Raw genomic sequence first — 12,333 nt, forward strand, 5'->3', positions numbered from 1 at the left:
AAACATTATCTGTGGGTTCGTTGTACCGGGCCCCAGAGATGGGATACGAATCGGATTCGGCCGCGACGGCGGTCGTCGCCGAGGACGTGCGTCGAACCTACCACCTCGCTGAGCCGGTCCACGCGGTCGACGGCGTCTCGTTGTCACTGGCTGAGGGCTCGTTCACTGCGGTCATGGGTCCGAGCGGCTCCGGGAAGTCGACGCTGATGAATCTGGTAGGCTGTCTGGATACGCCGGACGACGGGCGAGTCGCGATCGCCGGCCAGTCGGTGGGGGAGCTGTCGGACGACGACCGGGCCCACCTCCGGGGGACGGAGATCGGCTTCGTCTTCCAGACGTTCGACCTGATGGCTCGGCTGACCGCCGCGGAGAACGTCACGCTGCCGATGGTCTTTCACGATCCGGTCGACGCCGATCGCCGCGAGCGGGCGCGAGCGCTGCTCGAGCGCGTCGGCCTCGGCGACAGACTCGAGCACAAACCGACCGAGCTGTCGGGCGGCCAGCGCCAGCGAGTGGCGATCGCTCGCGCGCTCGCGAACGAGCCGTCGCTCGTGCTGGCCGACGAGCCGACTGGGAACCTCGACTCGGAGACGGAAGCCGAGATCATGGATCTCTTCGTCGAACTGAACGACGAGGGGACGACGATCCTGTTGGTCACCCACGAGCGCGAGGTCGCCGAGTACGCCGATCACGTCGTCCACTTACTCGACGGACGAATCGAGGACGTCGAACACCTCGGCGAGCGTCGCGACGTCGCAGTGGGTGATCGGGTGACGGGCGCGCTCGAGGAGGTGACCGGCGACGTATGAACTTTCTCGAGAGCATCCGAATCGGCTGGCGGTCGATCGGTTCGCACAAGCTCCGGTCGACGCTGACGACGCTGGGTGTGATCATCGGCGTCGCCGCCGTCATCACGTTCATGGTGTTGGGGTCGGGGTTTACCGCGAGCATCATCGGCGATATCGAAGCGGATCAGGAGCCGGTGATGATGGTCCAGACCCAGACCGTTCCGGAGGACGGTTTCGGCATCATGACGGTCGATTCGCCGATCTACACCGAAAGCGATATTGCGGAACTCGAGGAGCTCGATGGCGTCGAGTTCGTCGCCCCCGAAGGCGGACTCGACGTCGTCCAGGCCGGAACCGACGACGAACAGGTGACGGGTGTGATCGACGTTCAGGCGACGACAGCGGACGCCTTCGAGTTCTCTACGTTCGTCGACGGCGAGACGTTCGACGGGCCGGACGAAGCGGTCGTCAACGAACAGGCGAGCCAGGCGTTTGAAGCGAATCTCTCGGCGGGCGACGAGCTGACGCTTACGTTCGAGGACGGCGAGACGGAAACGGTCACCGTCGCTGGCGTCGTCGAGTCCGAACTCGGCGACCAGACGCCGCCAACCGTCTACGTGCCCGCGGAGCCGTACTACACGACGACGATCGGGACGCCGGACGGCGACGAAGAGCGGGCGTACCCGTTCCTCCAGGTCGGCGCGGAGGACCTCGACGCGGTCGATCCGGTCCAGGAGGACGTCACCGAGTACGTCGAGGACGAGTCGCACGCGGCCGAACTCAAACAGGACGGCGACGAGATCGAAGTCCAGACCGTCGAGGACGCGATCGAGCAGTTCTCCGACATCGTCGACCAGCTGACGCTGTTTATCGGTGCGGTCGCCGGAATCGCACTCGTCGTCGGCTCGATCGGGATCGCGAACATCATGATCGTGAGCGTCACCGAGCGCACCCGCGAGATCGGCATTATGAAAGCCGTCGGTGCGAGGCGACGCGACGTCATGCAACTGTTTCTCGTCGAGTCGGTTATCCTGGGGGTGATCGGCGCACTGGTCGGGGTCGCGCTCGGACTCGCCGCCGGGTACGCCGGCGTCACGCTGCTCGAGTGGCCGATGGCGTACCCGCTCGAGTGGATCGCCATCGCGATCGTCGTCGGGGTGAGCGTCGGCGTCGTCTCCGGGCTGTACCCGGCCTGGCGGGCCGCTCGGGTGGATCCGATCGAGGCGCTTCGCCACGAGTGACCGTGGGAGAATCCGGCTCGAGCGTCGTCGCCGAACTCACACTCGTCTCTCCGGATTCGGTCGACGTGCGACGAGGACTCGTGTCGCCGCGAGCCGCGGTGTTCGGGGAAACAGCGGCGCGCGGACGCTTCGACGGCACACTCGTCGCTCGAGGCCGGCGCCCGTTTACGCGAGATCGATCTGTCGGCTCGTCCGCGCGGACTCGTAGGTCGCTTCGATCACGCGCAGGTCCGTCAGCCCGTCGATCCCGTCGGGTTCGGGCTCCGTCCCGGTGAGGACGCAGTAGCCGAAGTAGTCGAACTCCTCGCGGACTTCGTCGACCGGCGGTCCCGTATACTCCATGCGCATATCGCCGCTCTCGACGACCATCTCGTGTGGGACGACACCGCCGAACGGTGAGGCGATCGAAATTCTGCCATCGGTTCCCACGAGTTGGAGTCGACTGGCCGCGTGGGCGTCGAGCGACGCCGTACACGAGGCCGTCGCGCCGGTCGGAAACTCGAGTTGGAACGCGACGTGCTCGTCGACGTCCGCAAACGCGCCGTCACTCGAGTGGGTGGTGGCGTACACTCCTTCCGAATCGCAGCCGAGAATAAAGCGGGTCGTGTTCAGCGGGTAGACGCCGAGGTCGACCATCGCGCCGCCGCCGGCGAGATCGGCGTCCAGTCGCCAGGTATCCGCATCCGCGTACTCGAGCAGCGGGTTCGAGAAACTCCCGTGTACCTGTACGACTTCGCCGACGACGTCGCTGTGAACGAGTTCCCGCGTTCGGCGAACCGACGGTTCGGTCTGGAGCCGGTAGGCTGTCATGAGCGTCACGCCGGCGTCTTCGCAGGCGTCTACCACGGCTCTCGCGCGTTCGAGGGTCGTCTCGAGCGGTTTCTCACAGATGACGTGTTTTCCGTGCTCGGCCGCCGCGACGGCGTACTGGCCGTGGAACGCGTTCGGCGTCGCCACGTACACCGCGTCGTAGGCGTCGGCGTGGTCTCCCTCGAGGAAGGCCTCGTAGTCGAGAACGTGTGAAACGTCGAACTCCTCGGCGGCGGTCGTCGTCCGTTCGGGTGATCCGGTGACCAAAACGGTCGTTTCGCAGTACTCTCCGTCGGCGATCCCGGGGAGGGCACGCTGGCGAGCGAAGCCGCCGACGCCGACGATCGCGAGACGAACCGTTCCGTCGACGGACTCGCGTTCCCAGTCCCGGCGCGTGAAATTCGCAAACGCGTTCTCGAGGTTCATACCACGTCTACGACTTGGACCGAGAAGGAATCAATCCACGACGCGACGACTATCACTAATAGAAACCACTCTGGGTCGATGACCGACAGGAATATACAATTCATCCCTGGAATAATTCTCTGGAAACCACTCGATGTCGGTATTCGAAGGAAAAAGTTATTCAACACGGCACAATGATCTGTGATCACTCACAGGTGACGTGATATGGCCAAGATGGAAACTGCAGAGCTAGAAACCGACCTCAGTCTGTTCAAATACGACAATCTCGAGCAGTTACCGCCGAGATACCGCGATCTCGAGAAATCCGAGCGAACAGAGCGCATCGAGGCGGCGCTCTCCGAGTTAGGCGACGACGTCGTCATTCTCGGGCACAACTACCAGCGCCGGGAGATCGTTGAACACGCCGATTTCGTCGGGGATTCCTACCAGCTCTCGAAGGAAGCAGCCGAGGCGGACGCCGAGTACGTGATCTTCGGCGGCGTGACGTTCATGGCCGAGAGCGCGGACATCATCACCGACGACGACCAGACGGTGATCCTCCCGAGCATGGAGGCCTCCTGTCCAATGGCGGGGATGGCTGAAGCGCTGCAGGTCGACGCCGCGTGGGCCGAGATCACTGACGCTGCGCCCGACGAAGAGATCATCCCGATCACCTACATGAACTCCTACGCCGACCTGAAGGCCTTCTGTGCGAGCCAGGGCGGGCTCGTCTGTACCTCCTCGAACGCCCACAGGGCCTTCGAGTACGCCTTCGAGAAGGGCGACAAGGTCCTCTTCCTCCCCGACAAACACCTCGGAGAGAACACCGCCTACCGGCTGGGCATGGAGGACGCGATTGCGAAGTGGGACCCCTGGGACCCCGAGGGCAAGGACGCCGACGAGGTCGCCGAGAGCGACATCATCCTCTGGGACGGCTACTGTCAGGTCCACGAGCGGTTCCGCGTCGAGCACATCGACGACATCCGCACGGAACACCCGGACGCGAACGTCGTCGTCCACCCCGAGTGCCGCCGCGAGGTCGTCGAGGCCGCCGACGTCGTCGGCTCCACCGCCACGATCTGCGAGACCGTCGAAAACGCCGATCCCGGCGAGCAGTGGGCGATCGGCACCGAGATCCATCTCACGAACCACCTGCAACGGTGGCACCCCGAAGTCGAGGTGCTCCCGCTCTGTGGCGACGCCTGCATGGACTGCAACGCCATGCGCCAGATCGACCCCAACTACCTGACGTGGGTCTTAGAGGAACTCGTCGAGGGTCGCGAACGCAACGTGATCGAGGTCGCCCCCGAGGAGAAAGAACTGGCGGAAGTGGCGCTCGATCGCATGCTCGAGATCTAACACTGATACCAGACCATGAGTGAGACATCCACAACCCACGAAACCGCAGACGTGCTCGTCGTCGGTAGCGGCATCGCCGGCTGTGCGGCCGCCCTCGCCGCGGCCCGTGAGGGCAGCGAGGTCCTGTTGCTGACGAAAGCCACGAAACCCGACGGCGCAAGCACCGACTGGGCCCAGGGCGGCATCTCGACCACCCGCGACGATCCCGCGTCGCTCAAAGAGGATATCATCGCTGCCAGTGACGGCACCGCCGACCCCGATGCGGTCGACGTACTCGTCGACAACGCCGACGACGCCGTCGAAGACGTCCTCCTCGAGACGCTCGAGATCGAGTTCGACGGCACCGAAGGCGACGCTGAGGATAGCAGGGAGTTCGACTACGCTCGCGAAGCCGCCCACTCCGAGAATCGCATTCTCCACGTCGACGCCTCCACGGGCACTCACATCCTGCGTCCGTTCCTGAACTACATCGACGACCACGCGAACATCGAGGTGCGCCAAGATACGGCCGCCCTCGAGTTGATCACTCACGAGGGACGGGTCCACGGCATCGTTAGTGACGAAAAATCGGACGGAAACCCCATCTATGCGGGCACGACGGTCCTCGCAACCGGCGGTATCGGGGCCCTCTACGGTCGGTCGACCAACCCCGACGACGCCACCGGCGACGGGATCGCCATGGCCGCGCTCGCCGGTGCGGAAACTGCGGACCTCGAGTACGTCCAGTTCCACCCGACAGCCTATGCCGGGGACGATCCGTTCCTGCTCTCTGAGGCCCTGCGCGGTGAGGGCGCTATCCTCCGAAATGCAGAGGGCGAGCGATTCATGTCCGACTACCACGCAGACGCCGAACTCGCGCCCCGCGACGTCGTTGCCCGCGCCGTCGCGAGCGAGCGTGAGGAAACGGGCGAGGTCGTCCTCGACGTGAGCCCCCTCGAGTTCGAGGCCGAGTTCCCCAACCTTGCCGAGAAGTGTCGCGAGCGCGGCGTCGACGGCGACGAGATTCCCGTCGCCCCCTGCGAGCACTTCCTCTGTGGCGGCATCGACGTCGACGACCGCGGGCGGACGACGCTCGACCGACTGTACGCCGTCGGCGAGTGTGCCCGCACCGGCGTCCACGGCGCGAACCGACTGGCGAGCACGAGCCTGCTCGAGGGGCTGGTCTGGGGACTGCGCGCGGGTGAAGATGCAGCCACCGCCGACGCAACACCCGAGGCCGTCGAAGCCCCCGACCTCCTCAACCGTGACCCCGACCTCCCCGAGCGCTTCGCTGCCGAAAAGTTCACCCGCCTGAAGCGGACGATGGACGAGTACCTCGGCCTCGAGCGCGACCCCGACGAGATCGCCCGCGCGAGCGCCGTCCTTCGGCGACTCAAGGGTGAGGTCGACGCCTACATCCGCACGCGGACGGCGCGGGACCTCTACGAACTCCGGAACGCGAGCGTCGTCGCCTTGCTGATCGCGCGCGCTGCGAGCGAGAACACTGAATCGAAGGGGTGTCACTACGTCGTCGACGACGCTGCCGACGAACGAACCGCGGAGCCACCGGCCGACGACTGATCCATGATCACCGACGCAGACGTCGAACGCTGGCTTCGCGAGGACGTCGGCCACCACGACGTCACCAACCACGTTCCGGGCGAAACACAGGGCCGACTCGTCGCCAAGGAATCGGGCGTCGCCGCCGGTCTCGACGCCGCACAGGCCGTCTTCGACTATCTCGGCGTCTCGGTCGTCGATCGACTCGCAGACGGAACAGCCGTCGACTCCGGCGACGCACTGCTTCGAGTCGACGGACCTGCACGCGAGGTGCTGCGGGGCGAACGCGTCGCCGTCAACCTCGCCGGCCACGCGTCCGGTGTCGCGACGCGAACCCGTACGGCCGTCGAGGCCGCCCGAACTGAGTCCGAGGAGGTCCGGATCGCCGCTACCCGGAAGACGACGCCGGGTCTGCGCGGCCTCGAGAAACGCGCCGTCGTCGCCGGCGGCGGCGACACCCATCGTCTCGACCTCTCGCACATGGTGATGGTCAAGGACAACCATGTCGCCGAGATGGGTCTCGAGAACGCGGTCTCGCAGTTCCGCGAGCGCGTCTCGTTCGCGACCAAGATCGAAGTCGAAGTCGAGGCGGTCGACGACGCGCCACTCGCCGCGGCGGCGGGTGCCGACATTGTCTTACTCGACAACATGACGCCCGCGAAGACCGAAACGGCAGCCGACGCGCTCGCCGACGCCGATGGCGTCCTCACGGAAGCAAGCGGCGGGATCACGGTCGCCGACGTCCCTGACTACGCCGCGACGGGCGTCGACGTGATCTCGATGGGCTCGCTTACGCACTCGGCGCCGTCGCTGGACCTGTCGTTCCGGACCGGCGAGTAACTCGCCTGCTCGTCCCGGAGTGGATTCCGGTGGATTGACGGAACCGGCCGACGCGCGAGACCGACCGACATTTTCCCCTCGAGCGCGCAATCCCGACCGTGACGACACCCGTTCGAATCTGTCCGGAACACGGTCCGTTCCAAACCGAGGGCGACGGTTGTCCGATCTGTGGTGCTCGTGGAACACGACTGCTCTCGAGCGAGCGCCGTCGACGACTCTCGACGTTCACGAGTGGGCTGCTCAGACACTTCCCCGACGACGCGGGGCTCGAACTGGACGAGCGCGGCTGGGTCGACTACGACGATCTCGTCTCGGCGATCGAACGGCAATACGAGTGGGCACGCGACCGTCACCTCGAGGCAGTCGTCGAAACCGATCCGAAGGGACGATTCGAGCGGACGGGCGACGGTGCCGACGGGAAAACGGAACACGACGACCGCGTTCGCGCGGCCTACGGCCACTCCGTCGACGTCTCCCTCGAGCCGACCGACGCACCGGTTCCCGACGAACTCTACCACGGTACTGCTCCCGGCAATCTCGAGTCGATCCGTTCCGAGGGGCTGCGACCGATGTCTCGCCAGCACGTCCACCTCTCGGGGAGTCAGGAGGCGGCTCGAACCGTCGGTCGGCGACACGCGTCCGATCCCGTCGTTCTCGTCGTGGACGCGGCAGGGATGCTCGCCGACGGCTACCGGCTCACGAAACGCGGCCGGGAGACGTACACGACCGACGCGGTACCGCCGACGTATCTCTCGGTGGCTGGCTCTGCAGACGAGTAAGCGCCGACAGATCCGGTTAGTGACCGACAAGACGGTGACACGTCCGTCCTGGTCGCTGCAGTAGGGGCTCCGAAGGGTATAAGTATAAAATATCCAATCGTTGTATATGCACACGTCCCGCGGATCGGACGCGAACCTGTTCGAGGAGACGCCTCTGTCACCGAATCACTTCGGCCTCCTCAGTGCAGCCGTCGGTTTTCTCGGGAACGGGCTCACCGCGTTCTTGTTGTTTCGTGATCCGGTGTGGAGCGTGATCATCGGTCTCGGTACTGCCATCGGACTCTTTCTGTTCGTCCCTGCAGTGATGGTCGGCCTCCTCGAGGAGCGACTCGGGGATCTGTTGTCTCTCGAGGGGTCGCTGTTTAGCGATCCTCACCGACTCGCAGCCGGGATCGCACTCGCGACGGCGAGCGTGGTGACATTCGCCTGGCGGACGACGGGCGACGATCTCGTCGTCGGTCTCTCGACGCTGTTCGTCGCTACCGCGGTCTGCTACGTCGTCGTTGCGTGGCTGTTGCCGGACGTCGACGTGTGATCGTGACAAAAACCGTCCCGACGGTCGTGCTGGTGGAGGGCAGACCGGCGTCTCGTACTGGCCGGGTTATCGGCGATCCGCTCGTCTCGCCTCGGCCTCGAGCGTCGCGGTGACCTGTTCGACGGCTTCGATCGCGGCGCGAGCCCGTTCTTCCTGCGTGATATGTGTCGCCATGGTTACGCCGTTTTCGCCACTCGCCAGGTCGTCGCGGACGTGTACGACCACTTTTCGATCTCGAGATCGTCGACGGATTCCTGAAGCTGGACCATCAGCGCGCCGATCTCCTTCGGTGAGAGGTCGACGTCGTTGGCGATGAACTTTCCTTTGACGTAGAGGTCGCCGGATCGTTCCTCGAGTTCGTCCCTGAAGTAGGAGACGAGTCGCTGTGCTTTCGGGGAACCGTACTGTCCGGAGGGTGAAGCTCGTGTGCTCATGGATTTAGTTTGGGGAGTGGTTGTGGCCAGCGACCGCGCACGTACCGTAGGCGGTGAGGAAGCTGACCGTGGTCAGTAGTGAAACCGAGACGGTACCAGTTGCGAGCAAGACGAGTGCGACGATCGGCAACGCGATCGTCGCCCAGAAGGCGCTCGCTCGGAGTGGCGAAACGACCGACTCGCTCACGCTAGACGCGTCAGTGGGGCCAGCGTGAACGTGGGGATCAGGGTTCGAAGTCGACGGCATGTGTCTCACCTCGATCATCGCTTGTACCGCCGACCCCATATAAAGGACGTATCATTAGCCGTGATTCACATCTTTTCACGACTTTCAGTGGAGCCTGTTCGTTTCCCGTCGTTTCACGAATATTCGATACGGCCTGAGATACTTTTAGAAATTTTAAAACCGCCCCTGAGTCCGTATTGTTCTGTTATCACACACACTGTTTGGAGGTGTATTTCACTCCCTCGGGGTCGAATAAATCTCGGTTCACGGGCGCCACTCTGGTGTTCGTGAGTGGCCGAGAACGTTTAACCCGCCAACCCGGACGAGTGGTATGGGATTTACAGCCGACCACATTCCGTACCAGGACGGTCGGACCGCCGTCGTAACCGGTGCAAACAGTGGTATCGGCCTCGAGACGACTCGAGAGCTTACTCGCAACGGTGCCACGGTCGTCATGGCGTGTCGTGACGACCGCCGCGGCGTCGCGGCGGCCCGCTCCATCAGGAGTGAGATCCCTGTCGCCGACGTCCGCGTCGAGACGTGTGATCTCGCCAGCCTCGAGTCGATTCGGGCGTTCGCTGATCGGCTCGCGGACGAGCCTGTCGACGTGTTGATCAACAACGCGGGCACGATGGCGATTCCGCGCCGGGAGACCGAAGACGGTTTCGAGACCCAGTTCGGCGTCAACCATCTCGGCCACTTCGCGCTCACCGGATCGTTGCTCGAGAACCTTCGCCGTGCTGGCGATACCGGTCGAAAGGCACGGGTGGTCTCCGTCTCGAGTGGACTCCACGAACGCGGCGAGATCGATTTCTCGGACCTCCACGGCGAACGTGGGTACGATAGGTGGGCGGCCTACGCCCAGTCGAAACTCGCCAACGTCCTGTTCGCGTACGAACTCGAGCGCAGGCTTCGAACTGAAGGCGCTGACGTCCTGAGTACGGCTGTCCACCCCGGCTACGCGGATACGAATCTCCAGTTTCGCGGCATCGAGGGCCGCGGGGCGTGGCTTCGAACGGCAGTTCGCCGACTTTCGAACGCCGTGTTCGCCCAGTCTGCGTCGAAGGGCGCGTTGCCGACGCTGTACGCCGCGACGTCGCCGGACGTCGAGGGTGGCGGATACTACGGACCTGGGGGTCTGCTAAACATGCGCGGCCCTCCACAGCGACAGGCGTCTTCGGATCGGTCCTACGACCGCAAGGCTGCTAGGCGGCTGTGGGATCTCTCGCGGGAATGTACCGGTGTCGAGTACGATCTGCCGGTGCCAAAGCAACCGTCGACGTAATTCCCCATCCGTTCGGTCGCGGGGGTTTGATACCCGATTCGCCGACTTTCCCAACCGCAACGCGAAAGGTCCACCGGCCCAACTCTCGAGCATGAGCGACGACGGCATTCAGCGTGCGAGCGACGTTGGCTCCTCCGACGCGCCGCCGGTAGAGGAAAAGCCCTACAAGATCATCTTCGAGGCCAACAAGTGCTTCGGTGCGGGCAAGTGCGCCGAAGTCAGCGACAACTGGGAGATGTCCCTCGCGTCCGGACTCGCCAAACCGACGGCCTACTTCTTCAGCGAGCAGGATCTCGAGCACAACGTCCGCGCGGCAGCGGTCTGCCCGGCGAAAAAAGACGACGGCTGTATCCACGTCGTCGACCGCCGAACGGACGAGGAGATCGCCCCGGACCCCTACGGTGACGGGACGCTGAGCCTCGATTGGTAAGGTGTCCGTTCGATCCGTTCCCGCGGCGAAATCGCTCGAGCGCACACCGAAACGCACATCCACCCCGACTGCCAACAGACGAACGCCTTCTGTGCGAGGGTAGCCAAGCAGGCCAACGGCGGTGGGCTTAAGACCCGCTCCCGTAGGGGTCCTTGGGTTCAAATCCCAACCCTCGCATGTCGCTGCGAACAATACGTGAGCAGCGACTGCGTTCTTGGATTTGAATCAGACCGAGGTTCTGCGAGCGACGCGAGCAGGTTCTCGGGCGTGGTTCAAATCCCAACCCTCGCATACTGGCTTGAACAACCCGTGAGCAGCGACTCCGTTCTTGGATTTGAACGAGTGAAGTATCTGTTGGGCGTAATCCACGACAGACGGAATCAACTGGTCGCGATACGACCTAATGTGTCTCCGGCCCCCGAGGAACGGCGTTCGTTACAGAAACCGGCCTCACACGTTTCGACGTCTGGTGCTGGCGAACGCGGCCGCGCCGGTGATCGCCGACAGGGAGACGGCAGCGCCGGAGACGGCGAGCGCCGACTCGAACGCCAGTCGAACGTGGCCGAGCCACGGAATGCGGACCGCCCCCTTACCGACGACCCAGTCGGGTTTGACGACGTCGGAGACGCCGTCCGGGCTGAACTGGTCGTAGTTGTTGTTGTTGTCGCCTTTCGTGATGAACCCGTCGTGGGCGGCCGGACAGGACGAGACCCGCTCACAGTCCGTCGCCGACGATGGCGCGTACGCCGACTCTCCCATCGCGACCCAGTCGTCGCCTTCCTCGACCCAGAAGTGAGCCCGGTGGATGATCGGGGTCTGGCTCGCGTCGCCGTTGGGTTCGAAGACGATCACGTCGCCGGGTTCGCCGAACGTCTCGTGGTCGGTTCCCGCGCCACGGTCGGCCGGGACGACCCCGGTGTCGTCGACCGCACCCTCACCCACGAACCGGTCGTCGTCGACCAGAAAGACCATGTCCCCGACGTTCGCGTTGGGCTCCATGCTCGGACTCTCGATGGCGACCAGCGGCGGCCAGATTCCGCTCACGGCGAACAACAGGCCGCCGAGGATCGAGACGATCACGACCACCGTCACCGCGTCGCGAGCCAGCAGAGCGATACCGCCGTCGGCGCTCAGTGCCCGCCGGATCGACCCTCGGACGGTTCGGCTCTTTCGGCGTCTCCTCGACGTCGGGCCGTCACGGGCTCCCCTCCCTGCCGTCTGATCCCCCTTCGAGTCGGCTCGTCCTCGAGTGCCGTCGCTCTCGTCGGCGGATCGTTCGGAGCGAGGACCGTTCATTACCACTGCTTTTGCTACGCAGTTATTCAACGTTCCGTCTCCACCGAGGCCCAAAATTGGGCCGGAGCCTGCAAGTACAAACGCTTCACGCCGTCCGTGACTAGCCCGGTCGACGATGGCACGGTTGAACCACGCCGACTCCCGGATCGACGCGAACAGGCTCGCGGTCTCGATCGTCGCCGGATCGGTGGTGATCCTCACGCTCGTCTTCTTGCTCTACTGGATCGGCGTCCTCGAGTATCTCGTCCCGGACCACGGCCCGACGGCCGACGCCGTTCCGCTTTACTTTTTGGTCGCCGTCACCGCGATCTTGCTCGCGGTCTGGGGCTGGCTCCGTGTTCTCTCCTTGTTTCGTTGAGAGCGACG

At 64.4% G+C, this 12,333-nt stretch carries 14 protein-coding genes and 1 tRNA gene; 11 read left to right on the top strand and 4 right to left on the bottom strand.

Features of this window, described 5'->3' with window-relative positions; all coding sequences use genetic code 11:
- The first annotated feature begins 38 nt into the window (after positions 1-38).
- Positions 39-809 (top strand): ABC transporter ATP-binding protein, encoded by a 771-nt coding sequence (locus FYC77_RS10040; RefSeq protein WP_149081371.1) that lies wholly within the window; start codon positions 39-41, stop codon positions 807-809.
- Entirely contained in the window at positions 806-2,029 is a 1,224-nt protein-coding gene (locus FYC77_RS10045; RefSeq protein WP_149081372.1) for an ABC transporter permease, read from the top strand. Before FYC77_RS10040 ends, FYC77_RS10045 begins: the two co-directional genes overlap by 4 nt.
- Before the next feature lie 165 nt (positions 2,030-2,194).
- Here FYC77_RS10045 and gfo6 read toward each other — a convergent pair whose 3' ends face one another.
- Positions 2,195-3,265, bottom strand: a complete 1,071-nt coding sequence (gene gfo6, locus FYC77_RS10050; RefSeq protein WP_149081373.1) for a D-xylose 1-dehydrogenase Gfo6 — start codon at positions 3,263-3,265, stop codon at positions 2,195-2,197.
- Positions 3,266-3,469: 204 nt separating this feature from the next.
- Here gfo6 and nadA point away from each other — a divergent pair, with 204 nt between their 5' ends.
- From nadA to FYC77_RS10075, 5 genes are all read left to right on the top strand, one after another.
- Positions 3,470-4,603 (top strand): quinolinate synthase NadA, encoded by a 1,134-nt coding sequence (nadA, locus tag FYC77_RS10055; RefSeq protein ID WP_149081374.1) that lies wholly within the window; start codon positions 3,470-3,472, stop codon positions 4,601-4,603.
- Between the two features lie 15 nt (positions 4,604-4,618).
- Entirely contained in the window at positions 4,619-6,163 is a 1,545-nt protein-coding gene (locus FYC77_RS10060; RefSeq protein ID WP_149081375.1) for an L-aspartate oxidase, read from the top strand.
- Between the two features lie 3 nt (positions 6,164-6,166).
- The gene (gene nadC, locus FYC77_RS10065; RefSeq protein WP_149081376.1) at positions 6,167-6,982 is read left to right on the top strand and encodes a carboxylating nicotinate-nucleotide diphosphorylase; all 816 of its coding nucleotides are present in this window, start codon (positions 6,167-6,169) and stop codon (positions 6,980-6,982) included.
- A 98-nt stretch (positions 6,983-7,080) separates the two neighbouring features.
- Positions 7,081-7,761 carry an RNA 2'-phosphotransferase gene (locus tag FYC77_RS10070; RefSeq protein WP_149081377.1) on the top strand — a complete coding sequence of 227 codons (681 nt, stop codon included), beginning with the start codon at positions 7,081-7,083 and terminating at the stop codon, positions 7,759-7,761.
- A 106-nt stretch (positions 7,762-7,867) separates the two neighbouring features.
- Positions 7,868-8,296, top strand: a complete 429-nt coding sequence (locus tag FYC77_RS10075) for a hypothetical protein (protein WP_149081378.1) — start codon at positions 7,868-7,870, stop codon at positions 8,294-8,296.
- Positions 8,297-8,472: 176 nt separating this feature from the next.
- Here the strand turns inward: FYC77_RS10075 and FYC77_RS10080 are convergent, their stop codons facing one another.
- Together FYC77_RS10080 and FYC77_RS10085 are read right to left on the bottom strand one after the other, a co-directional pair.
- Positions 8,473-8,730: a DUF7123 family protein gene (locus FYC77_RS10080; RefSeq protein ID WP_149081379.1), complete on the bottom strand. Its 258-nt coding sequence runs from the start codon at positions 8,728-8,730 to the stop codon at positions 8,473-8,475.
- Between the two features lie 4 nt (positions 8,731-8,734).
- The gene (locus FYC77_RS10085; protein ID WP_238386888.1) at positions 8,735-8,917 is read right to left on the bottom strand and encodes a hypothetical protein; all 183 of its coding nucleotides are present in this window, start codon (positions 8,915-8,917) and stop codon (positions 8,735-8,737) included.
- A gap of 370 nt (positions 8,918-9,287) precedes the next feature.
- Here FYC77_RS10085 and FYC77_RS10090 point away from each other — a divergent pair, with 370 nt between their 5' ends.
- The 3 genes from FYC77_RS10090 to FYC77_RS10100 all read left to right on the top strand — a co-directional run bounded on the left by FYC77_RS10090 (position 9,288) and on the right by FYC77_RS10100 (position 10,848).
- Positions 9,288-10,241, top strand: coding sequence for an oxidoreductase (locus tag FYC77_RS10090; protein WP_149081381.1), 954 nt, complete (start codon positions 9,288-9,290; stop codon positions 10,239-10,241).
- Between the two features lie 91 nt (positions 10,242-10,332).
- Positions 10,333-10,671, top strand: coding sequence for a ferredoxin (locus FYC77_RS10095; RefSeq protein WP_149081382.1), 339 nt, complete (start codon positions 10,333-10,335; stop codon positions 10,669-10,671).
- A gap of 93 nt (positions 10,672-10,764) precedes the next feature.
- A tRNA-Leu gene (locus FYC77_RS10100) sits at positions 10,765-10,848 on the top strand.
- A gap of 273 nt (positions 10,849-11,121) precedes the next feature.
- On the opposite strand, the gene FYC77_RS10105 is transcribed toward FYC77_RS10100, so the two are convergent.
- A complete protein-coding gene (locus FYC77_RS10105; RefSeq protein WP_149081383.1) occupies positions 11,122-11,967 on the bottom strand; it encodes a S24/S26 family peptidase in 846 nt (281 codons plus the stop codon).
- A 115-nt stretch (positions 11,968-12,082) separates the two neighbouring features.
- Here FYC77_RS10105 and FYC77_RS10110 point away from each other — a divergent pair, with 115 nt between their 5' ends.
- Positions 12,083-12,325: a hypothetical protein gene (locus FYC77_RS10110; RefSeq protein ID WP_149081384.1), complete on the top strand. Its 243-nt coding sequence runs from the start codon at positions 12,083-12,085 to the stop codon at positions 12,323-12,325.
- Positions 12,326-12,333 lie beyond the last annotated feature (8 nt).

It is taken from the genome of Natrialba swarupiae (assembly GCF_008245225.1).
GTDB lineage: Archaea > Halobacteriota > Halobacteria > Halobacteriales > Natrialbaceae > Natrarchaeobius > Natrarchaeobius swarupiae.

Bases quoted from the DNA above. Each gene is read 5' to 3' on its own strand.
- FYC77_RS10080 (WP_149081379.1), bottom strand. From the start codon at position 8,730: ATGAGCACACGAGCTTCACCCTCCGGACAGTACGGTTCCCCGAAAGCA.
- FYC77_RS10095 (WP_149081382.1), top strand. From the start codon at position 10,333: ATGAGCGACGACGGCATTCAGCGTGCGAGCGACGTTGGCTCCTCCGAC.
- FYC77_RS10060 (WP_149081375.1), top strand. From the start codon at position 4,619: ATGAGTGAGACATCCACAACCCACGAAACCGCAGACGTGCTCGTCGTC.
- nadC (WP_149081376.1), top strand. From the start codon at position 6,167: ATGATCACCGACGCAGACGTCGAACGCTGGCTTCGCGAGGACGTCGGC.
- FYC77_RS10075 (WP_149081378.1), top strand. From the start codon at position 7,868: ATGCACACGTCCCGCGGATCGGACGCGAACCTGTTCGAGGAGACGCCT.
- FYC77_RS10110 (WP_149081384.1), top strand. From the start codon at position 12,083: ATGGCACGGTTGAACCACGCCGACTCCCGGATCGACGCGAACAGGCTC.
- FYC77_RS10105 (WP_149081383.1), bottom strand. From the start codon at position 11,967: ATGAACGGTCCTCGCTCCGAACGATCCGCCGACGAGAGCGACGGCACT.
- nadA (WP_149081374.1), top strand. From the start codon at position 3,470: ATGGCCAAGATGGAAACTGCAGAGCTAGAAACCGACCTCAGTCTGTTC.
- FYC77_RS10090 (WP_149081381.1), top strand. From the start codon at position 9,288: ATGGGATTTACAGCCGACCACATTCCGTACCAGGACGGTCGGACCGCC.
- FYC77_RS10045 (WP_149081372.1), top strand. From the start codon at position 806: ATGAACTTTCTCGAGAGCATCCGAATCGGCTGGCGGTCGATCGGTTCG.
- gfo6 (WP_149081373.1), bottom strand. From the start codon at position 3,265: ATGAACCTCGAGAACGCGTTTGCGAATTTCACGCGCCGGGACTGGGAA.
- FYC77_RS10040 (WP_149081371.1), top strand. From the start codon at position 39: ATGGGATACGAATCGGATTCGGCCGCGACGGCGGTCGTCGCCGAGGAC.